Source organism: Streptomyces sp. NPDC046985 (assembly GCF_040644415.1).
GTDB lineage: Bacteria > Actinomycetota > Actinomycetes > Streptomycetales > Streptomycetaceae > Streptomyces.
Window position 1 is genome coordinate 106746 of the sequence record NZ_JBEYWK010000007.1, and the last position, 20549, is coordinate 127294.

At 74.1% G+C, this 20549-nt stretch carries 20 protein-coding genes; 7 read left to right on the plus strand and 13 right to left on the minus strand.

From position 1 onward, the window contains the following. Positions 1-47: 47 nt before the first annotated feature. Genes ABZ861_RS11245 through ABZ861_RS11260 form a run of 4 tightly spaced genes read left to right on the plus strand, consistent with a single transcriptional unit; the run spans position 48 to position 4126 of the window. Positions 48-803, plus strand: a complete 756-nt coding sequence (locus ABZ861_RS11245; RefSeq protein ID WP_361627331.1) for a LytTR family DNA-binding domain-containing protein — start codon at positions 48-50, stop codon at positions 801-803. A gap of 11 nt (positions 804-814) precedes the next feature. Continuing rightward, positions 815-1174, plus strand: a complete 360-nt coding sequence (locus tag ABZ861_RS11250) for a hypothetical protein (RefSeq protein WP_361627334.1) — start codon at positions 815-817, stop codon at positions 1172-1174. 13 nt (positions 1175-1187) lie between these two features. Continuing rightward, positions 1188-2915 (plus strand): cation acetate symporter, encoded by a 1728-nt coding sequence (locus tag ABZ861_RS11255; protein ID WP_361627337.1) that lies wholly within the window; start codon positions 1188-1190, stop codon positions 2913-2915. Continuing rightward, positions 2912-4126, plus strand: a complete 1215-nt coding sequence (locus tag ABZ861_RS11260; protein ID WP_361627340.1) for a histidine kinase — start codon at positions 2912-2914, stop codon at positions 4124-4126. The genes ABZ861_RS11255 and ABZ861_RS11260 overlap by 4 nt, the downstream gene beginning before the upstream one ends. A gap of 3 nt (positions 4127-4129) precedes the next feature. Here the strand turns inward: ABZ861_RS11260 and ABZ861_RS11265 are convergent, their stop codons facing one another. The 5 genes from ABZ861_RS11265 to ABZ861_RS11285 form a co-directional block, all read right to left on the minus strand. Beyond that, the gene (locus tag ABZ861_RS11265; RefSeq protein WP_361627343.1) at positions 4130-4300 is read right to left on the minus strand and encodes a hypothetical protein; all 171 of its coding nucleotides are present in this window, start codon (positions 4298-4300) and stop codon (positions 4130-4132) included. A 256-nt stretch (positions 4301-4556) separates the two neighbouring features. Continuing rightward, positions 4557-5507 (minus strand): cytochrome c oxidase assembly protein, encoded by a 951-nt coding sequence (locus ABZ861_RS11270; RefSeq protein WP_361627346.1) that lies wholly within the window; start codon positions 5505-5507, stop codon positions 4557-4559. Positions 5508-5708: 201 nt separating this feature from the next. Further along, positions 5709-6734 (minus strand): 6-phosphofructokinase, encoded by a 1026-nt coding sequence (locus ABZ861_RS11275; RefSeq protein WP_361627349.1) that lies wholly within the window; start codon positions 6732-6734, stop codon positions 5709-5711. A 219-nt stretch (positions 6735-6953) separates the two neighbouring features. Beyond that, positions 6954-7682 carry a glutamine amidotransferase gene (locus ABZ861_RS11280; RefSeq protein WP_361627352.1) on the minus strand — a complete coding sequence of 243 codons (729 nt, stop codon included), beginning with the start codon at positions 7680-7682 and terminating at the stop codon, positions 6954-6956. Between the two features lie 40 nt (positions 7683-7722). Next, complete coding sequence (locus ABZ861_RS11285) at positions 7723-8961, minus strand: MurT ligase domain-containing protein (protein ID WP_361627355.1); 1239 nt, start codon at positions 8959-8961, stop codon at positions 7723-7725. 158 nt (positions 8962-9119) lie between these two features. On the opposite strand from ABZ861_RS11285, the gene def reads away from it, so the two are divergent. Beyond that, positions 9120-9713 (plus strand): peptide deformylase, encoded by a 594-nt coding sequence (gene def / locus ABZ861_RS11290; protein WP_361627358.1) that lies wholly within the window; start codon positions 9120-9122, stop codon positions 9711-9713. 19 nt (positions 9714-9732) lie between these two features. On the opposite strand, the gene ABZ861_RS11295 is transcribed toward def, so the two are convergent. After that, complete coding sequence (locus ABZ861_RS11295; RefSeq protein ID WP_361627361.1) at positions 9733-10377, minus strand: TetR family transcriptional regulator; 645 nt, start codon at positions 10375-10377, stop codon at positions 9733-9735. Between the two features lie 235 nt (positions 10378-10612). Between ABZ861_RS11295 and ABZ861_RS11300 the strand changes: the two genes are divergently transcribed. Beyond that, on the plus strand, positions 10613-11839 hold the full coding sequence (locus ABZ861_RS11300; protein ID WP_361627364.1) for an acyl-CoA dehydrogenase family protein: 1227 nt from the start codon (positions 10613-10615) through the stop codon (positions 11837-11839). A 117-nt stretch (positions 11840-11956) separates the two neighbouring features. Here the strand turns inward: ABZ861_RS11300 and ABZ861_RS11305 are convergent, their stop codons facing one another. The 7 genes from ABZ861_RS11305 to ABZ861_RS11335 form a co-directional block, all read right to left on the minus strand. Then, a complete protein-coding gene (locus ABZ861_RS11305) occupies positions 11957-12523 on the minus strand; it encodes a cupin domain-containing protein (RefSeq protein ID WP_361627367.1) in 567 nt (188 codons plus the stop codon). A gap of 7 nt (positions 12524-12530) precedes the next feature. Beyond that, positions 12531-13745 (minus strand): cytochrome P450, encoded by a 1215-nt coding sequence (locus ABZ861_RS11310; protein ID WP_361627370.1) that lies wholly within the window; start codon positions 13743-13745, stop codon positions 12531-12533. Beyond that, complete coding sequence (locus tag ABZ861_RS11315; protein ID WP_361627884.1) at positions 13742-14854, minus strand: type III polyketide synthase; 1113 nt, start codon at positions 14852-14854, stop codon at positions 13742-13744. Before ABZ861_RS11315 ends, ABZ861_RS11310 begins: the two co-directional genes overlap by 4 nt. An 831-nt stretch (positions 14855-15685) precedes the next feature. Beyond that, positions 15686-15925, minus strand: coding sequence for a DUF6213 family protein (locus ABZ861_RS11320; protein WP_361627373.1), 240 nt, complete (start codon positions 15923-15925; stop codon positions 15686-15688). Positions 15926-15950: 25 nt separating this feature from the next. Beyond that, positions 15951-17336, minus strand: a complete 1386-nt coding sequence (locus tag ABZ861_RS11325) for an NADP-dependent succinic semialdehyde dehydrogenase (RefSeq protein WP_361627376.1) — start codon at positions 17334-17336, stop codon at positions 15951-15953. 76 nt (positions 17337-17412) lie between these two features. Continuing rightward, positions 17413-17907, minus strand: coding sequence for an NUDIX domain-containing protein (locus ABZ861_RS11330; protein WP_361627887.1), 495 nt, complete (start codon positions 17905-17907; stop codon positions 17413-17415). Positions 17908-18197: 290 nt separating this feature from the next. After that, on the minus strand, positions 18198-19736 hold the full coding sequence (locus tag ABZ861_RS11335; protein ID WP_361627379.1) for an ATP-dependent DNA ligase: 1539 nt from the start codon (positions 19734-19736) through the stop codon (positions 18198-18200). 144 nt (positions 19737-19880) lie between these two features. Between ABZ861_RS11335 and ABZ861_RS11340 the strand changes: the two genes are divergently transcribed. Further along, the gene (locus ABZ861_RS11340; protein ID WP_361627382.1) at positions 19881-20507 is read left to right on the plus strand and encodes an XRE family transcriptional regulator; all 627 of its coding nucleotides are present in this window, start codon (positions 19881-19883) and stop codon (positions 20505-20507) included. Positions 20508-20549: the final 42 nt, after the last annotated feature.

The following is a 20549-nucleotide window of genomic DNA, read 5'->3' on the forward strand; positions in this document are numbered from 1 at the left end:
TCACGCCCCCTGGACTCCCGGTACGCGCTGCGCGAGACTCCGGGGTCATGCTGCGCGCCCTCGCCGTCGACGACGAACGCCCCTCGCTGGAGGAGCTGCTCTACCTGCTGAGCGCGGACCCGCGGATCGCCGACGCGCAGGGCGCCGGGGACGCCACCGAGGCGCTGCGCCGCATCAACCGCGCCCTGGAGTCCGGGCCCGGCGGCCCCGACGCGATCGACGCGGTCTTCCTCGACGTCCACATGCCCGGCCTCGACGGCCTCGACCTCGCCCGGCTGCTGTCCGGATTCGCCGAGCCGCCGCTGATCGTCTTCGTCACCGCCCACGAGGACTTCGCCGTCCAGGCGTTCGACCTGGGGGCCGTCGACTACGTGCTCAAACCCGTGCGCGCCGAACGGCTGGCCGAGGCGGTCCGGCGCGCGGCCCACCTGCGCCGCACCACCGCCCGGATCAGCGTCAGCGAGCCCGACCCCGACTGCCTGCCGGTGGAACTAGGCGGGGTGACCCGCTTCGTCCCCGTCGACGACATCACCCACGTCGAGGCCCGCGGCGACTACGCCCGCCTGCACACCCGCACCGGCAGCCACCTGGTCCGCATACCGCTGTCCGCCCTGGAGGAGCGCTGGCGTCCGCGCGGCTTCGTCCGCGTCCACCGCCGCCATCTGGTCGCGCTGCGGCACATCGACGAACTCCGGCTGGACGCGGGCGCGGTGAGCCTGCGGGTGGGCGGCGAGGAACTCCAGGTCAGCCGCCGCCACGCGCGCGAGCTGAGGGAACTGCTGCTGCGCCGGCCGCGGCACTAGGAGGAGACGCCATGCCGCAGGACGCCGGCGAACGCCGCGTCGTCGTCACCGGGCCGCCGCGCCGGACCCGCCGGGCCCCGGCGCACTCCCGTCCGCGCACCGAGATAGCCGAGCAGACCACCCTGGGCCACACCTACGTCCGCTCCCTGATGCGCAGTCAACTGCGCGCCGCGCTCGCCGCCCTCGCGGTGCTGGCGCTGCTCGTCGCCCCGCTGCCCCTGGTCTTCGCCGCGGTCCCCGGCGCCCGCCGCCTCCAGTGGGCGGTCCTCGGCTTCGGCCTCTACGCCCCGCTCCTGCTGCTGGCCCGCTGGTACGTGCGCCGCGCCGAACGCAACGAACGCGACTTCGTCCGGCTCGTCGAGGACCGCTGAGGACGCCCCGCCCGTGAACTCCGCCTACACCGTCCCCGCCGTCGCCCTGGTCGTGGCGGCCACCGTCCTGATCGGCGCGTTCGGTCTGCGCGTCTCGCGCACCACCTCCGACTTCTACGTCGCCTCGCGCACCGTCGGCCCGCGCCTGAACGCCGCCGCCGTCAGCGGCGAGTACCTGTCCGCCGCCTCCTTCCTGGGCATCGCCGGACTGGTCCTGGTCCAGGGGCCCGGCATGCTCTGGTACCCGGTCGGCTACGCGGCCGGCCACCTGGTCCTGCTGCTCTTCGTCGCCGCCCCGCTGCGCCGCTCCGGCGCCTACACCCTGCCCGACTTCGCCGAGGCCCGGCTCGCCTCCCCGGGCGTGCGGCGGCTGGCGAGCGCCTTCGTCGTCGGGGTCGGCTGGCTGTACCTGCTGCCCCAGCTCCAGGGCGCGGGACTGACCCTGACGGTGCTCACCGGCGCGCCGGACGACCTCGGCGGGCTGATCGTCGCCGTCGTCGTGGCGGCCACGGTGGCCGCGGGCGGCATGCGCAGCATCACCTTCGTCCAGGCGTTCCAGTACTGGCTGAAGCTGACCGCGCTGCTCGTCCCCGCCCTGTTCCTGGTCCTCGCCTGGCAGGGCGACGGCGCGCCCCGGCACGCCTTCGACGAACCGGCCGCCTTCCGCACGCGGCACACCGTCACCGTCGGCGCCACCGTCGACCTGCGGCTGGCCGCACCGCTCACCGCTGCCGTCGACGGCACCGTCGACGGCCGGAGCCACCACGGCGACCGCCCCGTCACGCTGGCCGCCGGCGTCCACCGCGTCCAGGGCGGCGCCCGCCTCACCTTCGCCCCGGGCGCCGCCGTCCCCGAGCCCGCCGACGCCGGCGCGGTGTCCGGCCCGCTCGCCGCAGGCCGCGCGGACCGCCCGCTGTACGCCACGTACGGCCTCATCCTCGCCACCTTCCTCGGGGCCATGGGCCTGCCGCACGTCGTCGTCCGCTTCTACACCAGCCCGGACGGCGCCGCCGCCCGCCGCACCACTGTGGCCGTGCTCGGCATGGTCGGCGCCTTCTACCTGCTGCCGCCCCTGTACGGCGCGCTCGCCCGCCTCTACACACCGGAGCTGACGCTCACCGGGAACGCCGACGCCGCCGTCCTGCTGCTGCCCGGCCGGCTGATCGGCGGCCCCGGCGGCGATCTGCTGGGCGCCCTGATCGCGGGCGGCGCCTTCGCCGCGTTCCTGTCCACCGCCTCCGGGCTGACCATGGCGGTGGCCGGGGTGATCACCCAGGACGTGCTGCCCTCCCGCGGTGCGCTGCCCGCCCGGGGCGTGCGGCGTTTCCGCTACGGCGTCCTGCTCGCCATGGCCGTGCCGCTCGCCGTGAGCGCGCTGACCGGCTCGCTGCCCGTGGCCGACGCGGTCGGGCTCGCCTTCGCCGTGTCCGCCTCGTCCTTCTGCCCGCTGCTCGTGCTCGGCATCTGGTGGCGCGGGCTCACCCCGCCGGGCGCCGCCGCCGGGATGCTCGCCGGAGGGGGCGGCGCGCTCGTCGCGGCCGCCGTCACGATGGCCGGGGTGCGCGCCCCCGAACCGCTGCGCACGCTGCTCGCCTGGCCCGCCCTGTGGTCGGCGCCGCTCGGCTTCCTCATCATGGCGCTGGTCTCGCTGGCCACCCCGGGCCGCGTCCCGCCCGGCACGGCGGCCGTCCTCGCCCGCCTTCACCTGCCCGAACGACTGCGCGCGGAGGTGCGGGCGTGAGCGGCTTCCTCGCCGGGCTGTGCGGGGCGGCCCTGCCGCTGCTGGCCGCCGGTTTCTGGCTCGGCCGGCGCACCGCCCGCCCGCGGCGCCCCGGCGACCTCGGCACCCCGGTGGAGCACGCCACCTTCCGCACCCTGCACACCGCCTCCCTGGCCGCGCCCCCGCTGCGGTCCGGCCTGACCGAGGACACCGCCCGCCGCTCGGCCCGGCGGCTGCGCTCCCTGCTGGGCACCGGCGCGCTCTGCCTCACCGACGACCGCAGGGTGCTGGCCTGGGACGGGGCGGGCGCCCACCACCGCGCCGAGATCATGGACCGCCTGGCCGGCCCCCTGGAGACCGGGCGCGGCGAGGCGTTCCGGCTGGACTGCCGCACCCCTGACTGCCCGGCGCGCTGGGCGGTCGTCGCCCCGCTCACCGTGGACGACCGCGTGCACGGCGCGCTGGTGGCCTGCGCGCCCCGGGAGTCCGCCGTCCTGGTCCGGGCCGCCGCCGAGGTCGCCCGGTTCGTCTCCGTGCAGTTGGAGCTGGCCGAGCTGGACCGCTCCCGCACCCGGCTCATCGAGGCCGAGATCAAGGCCCTGCGCGCCCAGATCTCCCCGCACTTCGTCTACAACTCGTTGGCGGTGATCGCCTCGTTCGTCCGCACCGACCCCGAGCGGGCCCGCGAGCTGCTGCTGGAGTTCGCCGACTACACCCGCTACTCGTTCCGCCGGCACGGCGACTTCACCACCCTGGCCGACGAGCTGCACGCCGTCGAGCACTACCTGTCGCTGGTGCGCGCCCGTTTCGGCAGCCGCCTGACCGTCACCCTCCAGATCGCCCCGGAGGCGCTTCCGGTCGCGCTGCCCTTCCTGTGCCTCCAGCCGCTCGTGGAGAACGCCGTCAAGCACGGCCTGGAGGGCAAGGCCGGGGCCTGCCGCATCCGGCTCACCGCGCAGGACGCGGGGGCCGAGGCGCTGGTGGTCATCGAGGACGACGGCGCGGGCATGGACCCCGACCTGCTCCGCCGCATCCTCGCGGGCGAGGACAGCCCGTCCGGCGGCATCGGACTGTCCAACGTCGACGACCGGCTGCGCCAGGTCTACGGCGACGACCACGGCCTGGTCGTCGAGACCGCCCCGGGCGCCGGAATGAAGATCACCGTCCGGCTGCCGAAGTACCAGCCGGGCGTGCACTCCACGGGGCGGCGCGACCCGCTCGCCGGGCGGTGAGGCTCAGGCGCCGCGGATCACCGCCATGCCCAGGGTGATCAGGCCCAGCACCACCCAGCCGAACCACAGCCAGCCGTCGCCCCCGAGGGCCACCGAGTAGGCCGACACGACGACGAGGGCGCCCGTCGTGAGCACCCCCATCGCCTTGGTGGAACCGTCCGTCGCACCGGGCATCGCCGCAGCCTCCTCGGATCGCCTCCCCTCATGGTGCCCCGGATCCCCGGGCCGGGCACCGCCGTCGCGGAAACCGGCCGCGGCGCCGGTGCAGGGTGAGAGGCCGGGGCGCCGGGTGCGCGGGGGCGGCCGGGAGGCTGTGAGAGGCGGGTGTGCGGGGGGCGGCCCGGGAGGCGGGTGTACGGAGGGCGGCGCGGGAGGGGGCCCCGGAGGGCGGCCCGGGAGGAAGCCCCGGGAGGCGGCGCGGCCGGGGCGGCTAGTTCCCGCGGGCCTGGAGCGAGGCCAGATAGGCGTTGTACGCCTCCAGCTCCTTGTCGCCGTCCCGGTCCGCGGCCCGGTCCGTGCGCCGGGCCTGCCGCTGCTCGGAGCGGTACCACTGGTACAGCAGGGCGAGCAGCACCAGGACCGAGGGGACCTCGCTGAACGCCCAGGCGATGCCGCCGGCCGCCGTCTGGTCGGACAGCGCGTCGATGCCGAGCGAGCCGGCCGGGTGGGCGAAGGTCCCGACCAAGGGGGTGGAGCCCATCATCAGGGCGATGCCGAAGAACGCGTGGAACGGCATGCCGGCGAACAGCTCCAGCATCCGCAGCAGGTGGCCCGGCCGGTGCGGACCCGGGTCGACGCCCATGATCGGCCAGAAGAACGCCACGCCCACCGCGAGGAAGTGCACCATCATCGCGGTGTGCCCCGTCCGCGACCCCATCAGGAAGTCGAAGATCGGCGTGAAGTACAGCGCGTAGAGGCTCGCGATGAACAGCGGGATGGTGAACGCGGGGTGCGACACGACGCGCGTGAAGCGGCTGTGCAGCAGGGCCAGCAGCAGCTCGCGCGGCCCTTTGCGGCCCCGTCCGGCCACCGGGAGGGCGCGCAGGGCCAGGGTGATGGGCGCGCCGAGCAGGATCAGGATCGGCGAGAGCATGCTGATGACCATGTGCTGCACCATGTGCACGCTGAACATGACCATGCCGTAGTCGTTCAGCCCGGTGCACGTCACCAGCGCCACGGTCAGCACGCCGACGGCGTACGCGATCGTACGGCCGACCGGCCAGGAGTCACCGCGGCGCCGCAGCCGCAGCACGCCCCAGCCGTACAGGCCGAGGCCGAGCAGGCAGGCGACGAGGAAGAACGGGTCGGCGGACCAGGTGAGGCCGCGGCCCAGCGTGAACGGCGGCAGGTCCATGGTCATGCCATGCCCGCTGTGATCCATCCGCCGGCTCCTGATTCGTGGGGGTTGCGCGCTGTCTGACCAGAGCTGGGCGTGTCCGCCGCCGTCTGTCCGGACCCAGACTAGAACCGCCCCCGATCGCGACGGCGACCGGGGGCGGCTCAGCACAGCGGCACAGGGCCCTGGGGGAGAGGGCCCCCAGGCCACGTGCTCCTAGACCACGCGCCCCCGGACCACGCATTCCTAGACCACGCAGTCCGCCTCGGCGTACCGGTCGGCGGGCACCGTCTTGAGGGTCGCGACCGCCTCGGCCAGCGGAACCATCACGATCTCCGTGCCGCGCAGCGCGGTCATCCGGCCGAACTCCCCGCGGTGCACCGCCTCCACGGCGTGCCAGCCGAACCGGGTGGCCAGCACCCGGTCGTACGCGGTCGGCGTGCCGCCCCGCTGGACGTGCCCGAGGATGACCGGCCGCGCCTCCTTGCCCAGGCGGCGCTCCAGCTCCACGGAGAGCTGCCGGGCGATCCCGGCGAACCGCTCGTGACCGTAGACGTCCTTGCCGCCCTCGTCGAAGTCCATGGTGCCCGGCAGCGGCTTGGCGCCCTCCGCCGCCACGACGATCGCGAACCGCTTGCCCGCCGCGAACCGCTCGCCGACCTTCCGTGCCAGCGCCTCTATGTCGAACGGGCGCTCGGGGACGACCACGGCGTGCGCGCCGGCCGCCATGCCGGACTGGAGCGCGATCCAGCCGGTGTGACGGCCCATGACCTCCACGATCAGCACCCGCTGATGGGACTCGGCGGTGGTCTTCAGCCGGTCCAGGGCCTCGGTGGCGACGGTCACGGCGGTGTCGAAGCCGAAGGTGACGTCCGTGACGGCGATGTCGTTGTCGATGGTCTTGGGCACGCCGACGATCGGCAGCCCGCCGTCCGACAGCAGCCGGGCCGCCTTGAGCGTGCCCTCGCCGCCGATCGGGATGATCGCGTCCAGCCCGAGTTCCTGGACGTGGCCGCGGGCCCGCTCCACGCCGTCCCGCAGGTGCTCGGGGCGGACCCGGGAGGAGCCGAGTATGGTGCCGCCGAGCGCCAGGATGCCGCCTACGGCGTCGAGGTCGAGCTTGAGGTAGTCGCACTCCAGGAGGCCCTTCCAGCCGTCCCGGAAACCGAGGACCTCGTCGCCGTGGTCGGCGACGGCACGGTGCACGACGGACCGGATGACGGCGTTCAGGCCAGGACAGTCGCCGCCGGACGTGAGGACACCAATGCGCATAGCCCGGACAACCTTCTCGACGTAGGCGCGGGACCGGACGGCGCTGTCCGGATCGATCCCTGCCAACCCTAGCGGCACCGAGGGGCCCGACCGCACCCCGCGTCCGCCTGCTGGACGCACCCGCTCACCCGTGCGGGCGACCCGTCAGACGGGCTCGCCGCCGCATCCTGACCAGGGGTCGCCCGCAGCAGGCAGGCGCGGTCTGCGGCGCCCGGACGGTCAGGCCGGCTGGGTCGCGGCCGCGATGCGCTCCTCGCGCAGCGCCTCGTACCAGCGGTCGTCGATCGGCGGCAGCGCGTTCACGTCGAGCGCCAGCTTCAGCAGCAGGTCGGCGATCTGCGGATTGCGGGCCAGCACCGGCCCGTGCATGTACGTGCCGAACACGGTGTCGTTGTACGCGCCCTCGGTGCCGTCGCCCGTGCCGTTGCCCCGGCCGAACCGCACCTGGGCGAGCGGACGGGCGGTGGGGCCCAGGTGGGTGACGCCCTGGTGGTTCTCGAAGCCGGTCAGCGGCGGCAGGCCGAGGCGCGGGTCGATGTCGCCCAGCACGTCGCCCACGCACCGCTCGTTCTCGCCGCGCACCGACACCACGTCGAGCAGTCCCAGCCCCGGCTGGCGCTGGCCGAGGTCGTTGACGAACTCGTGGCCGAGGATCTGGTAGCCGGCGCAGACCGAGAACACGATCGCGCCGTTCTGCACGGCCTGGTGCAGGTGCCCGTCGCGGCCCAGCCGTTCCGCCGCCAGCCGCTGCGGCCGGTCCTCGCCGCCGCCGATCAGGTAGATGTCGCCGGAGGTCGGGATCGGCTGGTCGCTGCGCACGTCGAGGCGGGCCACGTCCAGACCGCGCTGCCGCGCCCGGCGCTCCATGACGAGCGCGTTGCCCTGGTCGCCGTAGGTGCTCAGCAGGTCCGGGTAGATCCACACCAGCCGCAGTTGGTTGTCGCTCATGAAGTCCCTCTTCTTCGGCGGCCTTTCAGGGGCCTGTGGGTCAGTTGCCGACGCGGCGGCGCAGGTCCTGGAACGCGGTGTAGTTGGCGATGACCTCGATCCGGCCCGGCGGCGCCAGCCGCACGGCCTGGTCGAGGTTCTCGCAGACCTGGAACTGCTGGTTCGCGACCTCCAGGCGCACCGCGAGGTCCAGCTTCCGGTCGCCGATCACGAACAGCGGGTGGCCGGTCAGGCGGGTGTAGTCGACGTCCCACAGCCAGGAGGTGTCGGTGCCGTCCGCGCCGCGCGCGTTCACCGACAGGATGACCGGGGTGGGCGGCGGGTCGATCAGCGAGAACGTCTCCAGCCAGCCGGCCGGGTTCTTCGCCAGCAGCAGCCGCAGGTCGCGCTCCAGGAACCGCACCACGTCGTAGCGCCCGGCGACCGCCTGCACCTTGTGCATCCGCTCCAGGGCGACCTGCGGCGGCACCCCGAAGACGGCGGCGACGGCCGCGGAGGAGGCGGCGTTGGCCTTGTTGGCGCGGCCGGGCAGTTGCAGGTGGATGGGCCACGCCGAGCCGTGCGGGTCCAGCACGTGGTCCCCGGACAGGGCCCAGCTCGGCGTCGGCCGGCGGAAGCCGCACTCGCCGCAGTGCCAGTCGTCGCCGGGCCGCCGCATCACGCCGCCGCAGGACGGGCAGGACCAGGCGTCGTCCTTCCACATCTGGCCGGCGGCGACCCAGATCACGTTGGGGGAGGAGGACGCGGCCCACACCACCAGCGGATCGTCGCAGTTGGCGACGACCACGGCCTTGGAGCCGGCCAGGCCCTCGCGCCAGTGCTCCGCGAGCATCCGGGTCTCGGCGGCGCGGTCGAGCTGGTCGCGGGAGAGGTTGAGCAGCGCGATGCACTTGGGGTCGGTGTCCCGGGCCACGCCCGCGAGGTACTTCTCGTCGACCTCGATCACACCGAACTTCGACTCCGAGCCGCCCGCGAGCGCCGAGGTGATGCCGGCCGGCATGTTGGCCCCGAGGGCGTTGGAGACGACCGGGCCGGCGGCCCGCAGGGCCTCGGCGATGAGCCGGGTGGTGGTGGTCTTGCCGTTGGTCGCCGAGACGAGGATCACGTCCAGGTGCTGGGCGAGCCGGGCCAGCAGGTCGGGGTCGAGCCTGAGCGCCACCCGGCCGCCGATCACCGAACCGCTGCCGCGCCCCGCCGCGCGCGATGCCGCCGCGACCGCCTTGCCCGCGGTCACGGCCAGCTTGGCCCGCGGCGTGAGCGGGTCCGAGTTGCCTGCCATCAGTTCTCGATCCTCCTTGCGTACGCGCCGCGCCTGAGCCGTCCGGCAACGTGGTGCGGACCTCAGCCTATCGAGATCCGATCGTGCTCCCGAATTCCGGCGCCGTCATCGCGCCCGCGCGCCGTTCACGCGGGCACCAGGACCGTACCCTTGCCGCCATGCGACACGGCTCGATCCCGGGCGCCCGCGGGCACGTCCGGCCCCTCACCCTGCTCGGCGACCCGGCGCTCGACGCGCCCTGCCGCGAGGTCACCGACTTCGGTCCCGAACTGGCCCGGCTCGTGGAGGACTTGTTCGCCACGATGTACGCCGCCCAGGGCGTCGGACTGGCGGCGAACCAGGTGGGGTCGCCGCTGCGGGTGTTCGTCTACGACTGCCCGGACGACGAGGAGGTGCGGCACCTGGGGCACCTGGTGAACCCGCGCCTGGTGGAGGCCGGCGGAGTCTCGGTCCGCGGTCCGGAGGGGTGCCTGTCCCTGCCCGGACTCGAAGCGGGCGTCGAACGGCACGACCACGCGGTCGTCGAGGGCGTCACCGTGACCGGCGAGCCGGTGACCGTCCGGGGGTCGGGCTTCTTCGCCCGGTGCCTCCAGCACGAGTGCGACCACCTGGAGGGCCGGCTCTACCCGGACCGCCTCACGGGCTGGCGCAGGCGCCGGGTCCTCGGACAGGCGGCGAAGGCGCCCTGGAGCATCGGCCGCCGGACGGACCGGCCTGAACCGGGAGCCCGGGGCCTGGAGCCCGGCGCCTGACACCCGGCCTCCGAAGGCTCTAGAACCCGGGGCCGCCCCTCTTGTCGCCGGCCGCGGCCAGGCGCCCCCAGAGGAGATCGGCCAGGCAGCGCACCAACTCCGGGCGGGAGCAAGGCCGTTCGCCCAGCCACCAGTCGCCGGCCGCGTGCATCATGCCGACGATGCCGTGGCCCCACACGCGGGCCAGTCGCTGGCCGTCCGGACCGAGGTCCAGACGCTCCCCGATGACCTGGGCCAGGTCCTCGCCCATGCGGCGCAGCAGCGGGGCGGAGTGCTTGCCGACGTCGAAGCCGCCCTCGGCGCCCTGGCCGCCCTCGGCGGGATGCATGAGGAAGCGGTAGACCTGGGGGCGCGCCTCGATGGCCGCGAGATAGGCGTCCAGCGTCGACTCGACCCGTTCGCGCCGTTCCGCGGGCGCGTCGAGGGCGGCGCGCAGGGAGTCGAGCAGGGCGTCGGTGTGCCGCTGGGCGAGCGCGGCGTACAGGCCGCCCTTGTCGCCGAAGTGGCGGTAGAGGATCGGTTTGGTGATGCCGGCCTCGGCGGCGATGGCGTTCATCGAGGCTTGCGGGCCGTCGCGCAGCACCACCCGGTCGGCGGCCTCCAGCAGCTCGCGCCGTCGGCGGTCGGCGGACCGCTGCTGCTCGGTCCGCGGCGTGGTGTCCATGAGCTCTCCCCACCCGTGCTGATTCGGTGACGCTTGCGCAAACTAACACTGACCGCCTTGCGGGCCTCGAACCGGCCGGTGGGGGGCGGTGCGGGCTCGGGGATCGGCGCCCGGGGGACGGGGCGGGCACGCCGGGGAGCAGGGGCGGGGGAGCCGCCGGATTTGACTTCGTCTACTCGTCAGTAACAAAATATGGTTACCGCAAGTAACATGCACGGGCGCCGCTGGAGGGGACATGGCCGAGTTCACCATGGAGCTCAACGACGAGCAGAAGGAGGTCCGGGACTGGCTGCACGGCTTCGCCGCCGACGTCATCCGTCCCGCCGCCGCCGAATGGGACGAGCGCGAGGAGACCCCCTGGCCGGTCATCCAGGAAGCCGCCAAGGTGGGCGTCTACTCCCTGGACTTCTACGCCCAGCAGTACTTCGACCCCACCGGCCTCGGCATCCCCACCGCCATGGAGGAGCTGTTCTGGGGCGACGCGGGCATCGCCCTGTCCATCGTCGGCACCGGCCTGGCCGCGGTCGGCGTCCTCGCCAACGGCACCGAGGAGCAGATCGGCCTCTGGATCCCGCAGATGTACGGCGACGCCGACGACGTCAAGGTCGCCGCCTTCTGCTCCTCCGAGCCCGACGCGGGCTCCGACGTGGCCGCGATGCGCACGCGCGCCGTGTACGACAAGGCCAAGGACGAGTGGGTGATCGACGGCGTCAAGACCTGGGCCACCAACGGCGGCATCGCCAACGTGCACGTGGTCGTCGCCTGCGTCGACCCGGAGCTGGGCTCCAAGGGCCACGCCTCCTTCATCGTCCCGCCGGGCACGCCCGGCCTGTCCCAGGGCCAGAAATTCAAGAAGCACGGGATCCGCGCCTCGCACACCGCCGAAGTGATCCTGGACGGCGTGCGCGTCCCCGGCGCCTGCCTGCTCGGCGGCAAGGAGAAGCTCGACGAGCGGCTGGCCCGCGCCCGGGAGAAGGCCAGGACGGGCGGCGAGCGGGTGAAGAACGCGGCGATGGCCACGTTCGAGGCGAGCCGTCCCGCCGTCGGCGCCATGGCGGTCGGCACCGCCCGCGCCGCCTACGAGGTCGCCCTCGACTACGCCCGGACGCGGGAGCAGTTCGGCCGCCCGATCATCGACAACCAGGGCGTCGCCTTCCAGCTCGCCGACATGCGCACCCAGATCGACGCAGCCCGCCTGCTGGTGTGGCGGGCCTCCTGGATGGCGGTCAACGGCAAGCCGTTCACCGCCGCCGAGGGCTCGATGTCGAAGCTGTTCGCCAGCGAGACCGCCAAGAAGGTCACCGCCCAGGCGATCCAGATCCTCGGCGGCAACGGCTACACCCGCGAGTACCCGGTGGAGCGGATGCACCGCGACGCGGCGATCTACACCATTTTCGAGGGCACCAGCGAGATCCAGCGCCTGGTCATCGCCCGCACCCTCTCGGGCCTGCCGATCCGCTAGTGCGCAGCAGTGCGTGCAGTGCGTGCAGTGTGTGACCGGAAAGGTTCACCGAAACCTGTCCTCGCCGTCGAAGACGTGCGCCCCGCCCGTGCGCGACGGGCGGGGCGCGGCGGGACGTCAGCGGTGTCTGAGCGGCGTGAGCTGCTCGATGTCGTAGCGCATGCGCAGCGCCTCGATCGCCGCGTGGTCCGGCGGACCGCCGCTGTTCAGTATCTCCAGCAGCTCCTCGAAGTACCGCTCGTGATCCGGGGGCGGCGACGACTGGAAGAACATCTTCGCGGGGGCCCCGGTGGGGTTGGCGAACGCGTGCGGGCAGCCCGGCGGCACGACGATCACCGTGCCCGGCGTCGCCCGCACCACCTGTCGGCCGGTGCGCGACTCCCACCGCTGCCAGCGATCGGGCGTCCGGATCCGCGGTTCGAAGGCGAGCACGTCCAACTCGCCCTCCAACACGTAGAACAACTCCTCGCTGCGGGTGTGCACATGGGCGCCCACGTCGAAGCCGGGCGGCACCTCCACCTCGAAGCTGGAGGAGACCCGCGAGTGCGCGCCGGTCACCTTGAACGTCACGCGCTGGGCGGGCGTCTCGACGACCCGGCCCTCGCCCGGCAGCACGAGCAGCCCCTCTCCGACGACGCCGGTGTCGCCGGAGTCCGGGGGCAGCAGCAGCCCTTCCGTGGTCATCGCCGGCTCACCACGTCACGGGCAGGGCCTCGGGCCCGCGGATCAGCGCGCCCTTCCGGAAAGGCACCTGGCCCGGGGCCACCGCGAGCCGCAGCCCCGGCAGCCGGTCCAGCAGCGCGTCCACCAGCAGCTCCGACTCCATCCGGGCGAGCCGGCCGCCCGGACAGCAGTGCGGCCCGAAGCCGAACGCCACGTGCGGGTTCGGGCTGCGCGTGAGGTCGATCTCCGTCGGCTCCGGGAAGACCTCCGGGTCGCGGTTGGCGGCCAGGTACGACACGTAGACCGCGTCGCCCGCCCGGATCCGCACCCCCGCGATCTCCACGTCCTCCAGCGCGATCCGCGACAGCCCGACCGCGTTGCGGTGCGGGAGGTAGCGCAGCAGCTCGTCGACGGCCTGCGGACGGATCGCCGGCTCCGCGCGGAGCCGGTCGGCCAGGTCGGGACGGGTCAACAGCAGGTAGACCATCTGCCCGCTGTTGGCGGTGACCGCCTCGCCGCCGATCTGGAGGAGCACCGCGAGCCCCACGGCCTCGTCCAGGGCGACCTCCCGGCGCCCCACGGCGGCGCCCAGCAGCGAGGCCACGTCCTCCCCGGCGCCGTCCGCCCGCGCGTCGATCAGCTCCGCGAAGTACGCGCCCATCTCCTGCTTGGCCTGCTCGCTGACGTCGGCGCCGTGCGCCGAGGACAGGATGAGCTGCGTCCAGGTGTGCATGCCGTGCCGGTCGGCGGCGGGCACGCCCATCAGCTCGCAGATCACCGCGATGGGGAACGGGCTGAGCACCGCAGCCGTGAGATCGGCGGGCGGCCCGGCCGCCAGCAGTTCGTCGACCAGTTCTCCGAGCATCCGCCCCGCGCTGTCGCGCACCCGCTCCACGCCCTGCGCGGTGAACGCGGGCGCGATCGTGCGGCGCAGCCGGGTGTGGTCGGGCGGGTCGAGGAAGCCGACCGCGCCGCGGGACGGGACGAAGTGCGGGGCCAGCCGCGTGACCTGCCGGTCCATGACCGCCTCGCGGCTGAACCGGGGGTCGTCGACGACCAGCCGCACGTCGTCCATCCGGGTCGCCAGCCAGGCCCAGCCCTCGCCGTTGGGCAGCTCGATCCGGGTGACCGGACCCTCCTCCATCAACTCGGCCAGCACCGGGTCGAAGTCGACGCCGGTCAGGTCGGTCGCGGGCCAGTGCCGCACCGGCGGCATGGTCTCGGTGAGAGTCTCCTCCCTCACGCGCCGTCCCCGATCTGCCAGTTGCCCAGCGACATCTCAGCGGTGATGCCGGGGCCGAACCCGGCGAGCAGCCCCTTCGCGCCCTCCTCGGGGCCGCCCTCGTCGAACAGCCGGCGCAGCGCGTCGAGCACGACGGCACTGGCGATGTTGCCGTACTCGGTGAGCGTGGCCCGGCTGAACCGGAACGCGTGCGGCTCGACCTTCAGGAACTTGCTGAGGTCGTCCAGGATGCGGGGACCGCCCGCGTGGATGACGTAGAAGTCGAGGTCCGACGCGTCCCAGCCGTGCAGTCCCGCCAGATCCTGGAGCGCGGGCGCGAGCGGCTCCATGGTGGCGGGCACGCGCTTGTCCAGCAGGAAGTGGAAGCCGGTCGCCCGGACGTCGTACGCGATCCAGTCCTCCGTCTTGGGGATCAGGTACGAGCCGTTGCGCGCCAGGCGCACGCCGGTGCCGCCGGTGCCGCGGACCACGGCGGCGGCGATGCCGTCGCCGAACAGGCCGTTGGACAGCAGCGAGCCGATGCCCAGGTCGGTGGGCTGGTAGCACAGCGAGCAGAACTCGCAGGCGACGATGAGCGCGTTGGCGTTGGGGTAGGCCGTGCAGAAGTCGTGGGCCCGGTTGATGGCCGCGCCGCCCGCCGCGCAGCCGAGCTGGGCTATGGGTATCTGGCGGGTGGTGGAGTCGAAGTCCATCTCGTTGATCAGCCACGCCGTCAGCGAGGGCATCATGAAGCCCGTGCACGAGACGTAGATGATGACGTCGATGTCGCTGGTCAGGAGTTCGGCGTCGTCGAGCGCACGCTGGATGACGGCGGGGACCCGGGCCTTCGCCTCGCGCTCGTAGAGCTTGTTGCGGTCCTCGAACCCCGGGTGCTTCAGGGTCTCCTCGATGGGCTGCACGATGTGCCGGGTGCGCACACCGGTGTTCTCGATCAGCCGGAGGGCCAGCGGGAGGTTCGGGTGGTCCGCGTGCCGGGACTGCGCGAGCTCCAGCGTTTCCTCCATGGTGATCACGTGTTCCGGGACGGACACCGAGGGCTTGCACAAAGTCGCCATGATCCGTGCCTGCTTTCGCCTTCCGGAAGGCCGGTAGCCCCCCGGGCAGAGGATTGTGCACCCAGAAGGGTGGTCCACCCACGATCACCCGGCAGAGCGACGATCTCTCGTCGGACTACTCCAATCCGGCGACGCGGTCGCGGCCCCGCGCGGCCCGCGCGGTGCGTCGCGAGCCCTCCGGGCGGGGCCGTAGAGAAGGGTGAAACCGCAGGTCGGACCGGGCGCCGGGGCGTCGTCCGGACCGGGCTCGCGCGGGCCCGCGCCGCCGCGCGTCGGCGGCATGGCGTGCGGGGAGCCGCCCGCCGTACGGCGCCGGACGGCCTGCCCGGTCGGCGCAGCGGCCGACCGGCCACTCCTCGCCCCCGGCATGAGGGCACATCAGGCGTACGGCAGTCGGCGGGCGCCGGGAGTGGCGGGGGCGCGTGGGGCGCGGACGATGTGCGAGGGGCGGGGGCTGGGCCTTGGCTCAGGCCGCCGTCGTCACTCGGGTCGCCGGAGCCTCCGAGGGGCTGGCGGGGTGCCGGGCGGTGCTCGGTCCGCTATGGGGCGCCGGGGCGCGGAAGCTCTCCGGGGACGCGAGCGGCGGTGCGAGGGCGCGGGCGCCTGGGTCGCGGGGGCGGGGAGGGCGGCCGGGCGATGCCGCCGGTCCGGGCAGGGGACGGGGCGCATACGACGGGGGCGGCCGCCGGGGAGCGCGCGGGCGGGTGCGCCGGGAGGCGTGTGCCGGAGGGGAGCGGCGGCGCGGGGGGCGGGTGCGCCGGGAAGCGCGAGCAGGAGAGGGTGCGGCGCGTCGGGCGACCCGGGGGAGGTGCGGCGCGGGGGAGCGGCGGCCCGTGAGCGGCGCGGGCGGGCCCGTAGCGGGGCTCGGGCGCGGCGCGGGGCCGGCTACCCCGAGGCCGCGCCGCTGCTGTGGGCGATGCAGGCCACGTCGATCCGGTCGGCCAGCTTGGCCAGCTCGATGGTGAGCGCGGCCACCGTGTCCTCGTCGAGTCCCCCCTGCCCGGCCTCCACCAGACGCAGCCACCGGCCGCCCACCGTCCGCAGCAGCTTGCTCACGTCGGACGCGGCCACTTGCAACGCACCGCGGTCGTCGACGATGAGAGGGAGAGTCACTTCGCGGTTCACACCAGGGATCGTAGCCGCGGAACGCTCACGCTCCGTGCCATACCGTGGTGATGTTGCAGAACTCGCGGATTCCCTGCCCGGACAGCTCACGCCCGTAGCCCGACCGCTTCACGCCGCCGAACGGGAACGCGGCGTGCGAGGCGGTCATCCCGTTGACGAACACGCCGCCCGCCTCCATGTCCCGGACGAACCGGTCGACGTCGCCCTCGTCGTGGGTCCACACGCTGGAACTCAGTCCGAACGGGGAGTCGTTGGCGATCAGCACCGCCTCGTCCAGGTCGTCGGCGCGGTACAGCGTGGCCACCGGGCCGAACGCCTCCTCGCGGTGCACGCGCATCTCGCGGGTGACCCCGGCCAGCACCGTCGGCGGGTAGTACCAGCCGTGTCCGCCGGGCCGCTCGCCGCCGCACAGCACGCGCGCGCCGGTGTGCCGGGCGTCGTCGACCAGTTCCTCCAGATCGGCCCGGCCCCGCTCGCTGGCGAGCGGTCCGACCTGGGTGTCCTCCCGCATCGGGTCGCCGACCTTCAGCGCCCGCATCCCGGCCACGAAGCGCTCGGTGAAGGCGTCGAAGACGTCCGCGTGCACGATGAACCGCTTGGCGGCGATGCACGACTGCCCGTTGTTCTGCACCCGCGCGGTCACCGCGACCTCCGCGGCCCGGTCGACGTCGGCCGACGGCATCACGACGAACGGGTCGCTGCCGCCCAGCTCCAGCACCGTCTTCTTGATCATCTCGCTGGCGGCCGACCCCACCGCCCGCCCGGCGGGCTCGCTGCCGGTCAGCGTGGCCGCCTTCACCCGGTCGTCGCGCAGGATGCCGTCGACCGCGTCCGTCCCGATCAGCAGGGTCTGGAAGCAGCCCTCGGTGAAGCCCGCGCGGTGGAACAGGTCTTCCAGGTACAGGGCGGTCTGCGGCACGTTGGAGGCGTGCTTGAGCAGGCCCACGTTTCCTGCCATCAGCGCGGGCGCGGCGAACCGGATCACCTGCCACATCGGGAAGTTCCAGGGCATCACCGCGAGCACCGGGCCGAGCGGACGGTATCGGACGAAGGCGCGCGAGCCGCCGGAGTCGTGCACGTCCGCCTCGTCGGGCTCCTCGTCGGCGAGCAGGCGCTCGGCCCGCTCGGCGTACCAGCGCATCGCCTTGGCGCACTTGGACGCCTCGGCACGGGCCTGGGCGACCGGCTTGCCCATCTCGAGGGTCATCGTCCGGGCGACCTCGTCGCGGTCCTCCTCCAGGATCCCGGCGGCCCGGTTCATCAGCCGGGCCCGCTCGGCGAAGGCCGTCGTCCGGTAGGTGCGGAACGTGGCCTCGGCGAGCTGGAGCCGGCGCTCGATCTCCTGATCGTCCATGGCCTCGTACGTCTTGATCGTCTCGCCGTTGGCCGGGTTCACCGTGGCGATGGACATGGCTGGCCTCCCTGGGAGCGGGCTGTGCTTCGACCCTCCCGCGCCGCGGCGCCCGCCGCAACGCGTGGGTCCCTCCTCAGAGCGAGTGCTCGGCCAGCCGGTCCAGAAACGCGGCCTGGGCCGCGACGATCACCGTGCGGGCCTGCTCCAGGCCGAGCCAGGCGACCCGGTCCAGCTCCGGGAACTCCTGGACGCGCCCGGAGCGCGGCGGCCACTCCATCGTGAACGTGCCGGGCACGACCGCCGCCGGATCGAGGTCGCCCTCGACCGCCCAGACGGTCACGATCTTGCCGCCTCGCTGCCGCACCTCACCGAGCGCGACCGCCTCGCCGTCCGGCGGCGCCAGGCCCAGCTCCTCGCGGAACTCACGCCGGGCCGCCTCCCAGGCGGGCTCGTCCGGCGGGTACTCGCCCTTGGGGACCGTCCACGCCCCCGCCTCGCGCCGGGACCACAGCGGACCGCCCATATGCCCGAGCAGGACCTCCCGCGCGGCGCCGGCCCCTCGGTACAGCAGCAGACCGGCGCTGTGCTTGTACCGCCGCTCGGCCGCCGCCTGCTGCCGTACGCCCATCGCGTCCCGCCGCTCGCCCGCCTCCTCCTGCCGCTCACCTGTCGCGTCCTGCCGTTCGCCCGCCGCCTCCCGCTGCTCGCCCGGCGCGTCCTGCCGCGCGGCCGCCGCCTCCTGCCGTTCACCCGGCGCGTCCTGCTGTTTGCCCGCCGCCTCCTGCCGCTCAGCCGCCGCGTCCCGCCTGCCGCCCGTCGTCTTCCGCCGCTCGCCCGGCGTGTCCCGCGAGTCGCCTGCCTCCCCTCGCCGGGCGCCCGCGTCTCCCCGCTGATCACTCGCCTTCCCTCGCCGGTCGTTCATGGCCGCACCTGCGGATGCGCGGCCAGCACCGTCTCCACCGTGTCCGCCTCCTCTGGGCGCTTGTCCTCGCGGTAGCGCACGAGGCGGGCGAAGCGCAGCGTCACGCCCGCCGGATAGCGCGTGGAGCGCTGAAGACCGTCGTAGGCGATCTCGACGACCAGTTCGGGACGTACCGTCACGCCCCAGGGGTGCTCCTCGACGGCCAGTTCGCCCAGCCGGCCGGTCTGCCAGGCGAGCAGCGCGTCCGTCATGCCCTTGAACGTCTTGCCGAGCATGGCCAGGCCGCCGTCGCCGGTACGGGCGCCCAGGTGCAGGTTGGAGAGCTTCCCGGTGCGCCGGCCGTGGCCCCACTCGGCGGCCAGGACCACGAGGTCGAGCGTGTGCACGGGCTTGACCTTCAGCCAGGAGGCGCCGCGCCGGCCGGCGCTGTAGGGGGCGTCGAGCGCTTTGACGACCACGCCCTCGTGGCCGCGCTCCAGCGTCTGGGCGAGGAAGCCCTCGGCGGCCGGGACGTCCTCGGGACCGGCCGCCAGAGTGCGCCTAACCCGCATCTCCTCGGGTGCCAGCCGGGCCAGTTCGGCGTGCCGCTCTACGAACGGCAGGTCGAGCAGGTCCCGGTCCCCGACCGACAGGGCGTCGAAGAAGACGGGCGAGACGGGGACCGCCCCGGCGGCCGTGGCCACGTCCAGCCGGGAGCCGACGCGCCCGGCGGTCTCCTGGAAGGAGCGCGGGCGCCCGTCCTCGCCGAACGAGATGACCTCGCCGTCCAGCACGAAGCGCTCGCCCGGCAGCTCCAGCGCCGCCGCGACCACCTCGGGCAGCCGGTCGGTGATGTCGTCCAGCGTGCGGGTGTGGATCCGTACGTCCTCGCCGTCCCGGTGCACCTGGACGCGGATGCCGTCCAGCTTCTCCTCCACGACGCACGCGCCCAGCTTCTCCACCGCCTCGGCGACGGAGGAGGCGCTGTGCGCCAGCATCGGCAGCACCGGCCGGCCCACGGTGAGCCGGAAGCGCTCCAGCGCCGCCGGTCCGTCGGCGAGCAGGGCCTGCGCCACCGGCTGGAGCGATCCGGCGAGCATCACCGCCCGCCGCACGTCCGCCGCCGGCGCGTCCGTGGCCGCGGCGAGTCCCTCCACGGCGGCCGCCTCCAGCGCGCCCTGCCGGACCTCGCCGGTGAGCAGCCCCAACAGGAAGCGCTGCTCGTCCTCGGTGGCGGCCCCCATCAGCTCGCCGACCATCCGCGCCCGCTCGGCCTGCGAGCCGGGTCCGGAGACGGCGCCCAGGCCGGTCAGCAGGGCGTCCGCCTCGCGCACGGTGAGCGAAGGCGTGGCGGCCGGGGCGACCGGGCGGCCGAGCACCTTCCAGCCCACGCCGAGCCGTCCCTGCGGCAGCCGTCCCGCGAGATAGGGGATGACCAGGGGAACGTCGTCCGCGTCCGCCTCCCGGAACAGCTCCGCGAGCAGAGCGGTCTTCCGGGACCGCGCGGACGTGGCCGCGACCTCCCGCGACACCTGGGCCAGCCGGGCGAGCAGCATGCAGTCATGGTGCACCGCGGCGCGCCGCTTCACACCTACGTGATCCCGGCGCCCGCCGGGACCGCCCCGCCCGAGTCGTGCCGCGTCGTGCTGGTCCGGCAATTCTCTTTGCCGATTCGGCAAAGCCGGTACGAAGATGCCGGTATGAGCACGGACGACGTACTGGCGGGTGTGGGACCGAGGCTGCGGCGGATGCGCAAGGAGCGGGGGGTGACCCTGGCCGCCCTGTCCGAGACCACGGGCATCTCCGTGAGCACTCTCTCACGGCTGGAGTCCGGCCTGCGCAAGCCCAGCCTGGAGCTGCTGCTGCCGATCGCGCGGGCCCACCGGGCGCCGCTGGACGAGCTGGTCGGCGCTCCCGCCGCGGGCGATCCGCGGGTGCGGGCCGCGCCGATCGTGCGCGGGGGCCGCACGCACTGGCCGCTCACCCGGCAGCCGGGCGGCCTCCAGGCGTTCAAGGTGCTCGAACCGCGGCGCAGCCTGGCGCCGGACCCGCGCGCCCACGAGGGCTACGAGTGGCTGTACGTGCTCTCCGGCAGGCTGCGGCTGGTGCTGGGCGAGCACGACGTGGTGCTGGCCGCGGGGGAGGCGGCGGAGTTCGACACGCGCGTGCCGCACTGGTTCGGGTCGACGGGGGAGGGGCCGGTGGAGTTCCTGAGCCTGTACGGGCCGCAGGGCGAGCGGATGCACGTGCGGGCGCGCCCGGCCCGGGGCGGACGGGAGGGGCGGGCGGAGCGCGCCGAGGGAGAGGGCGCCGGGGAAGACGCCTGACGCTCGGTGTTCCCTGATCGGCAAGCGACCGCTTAGTATGCG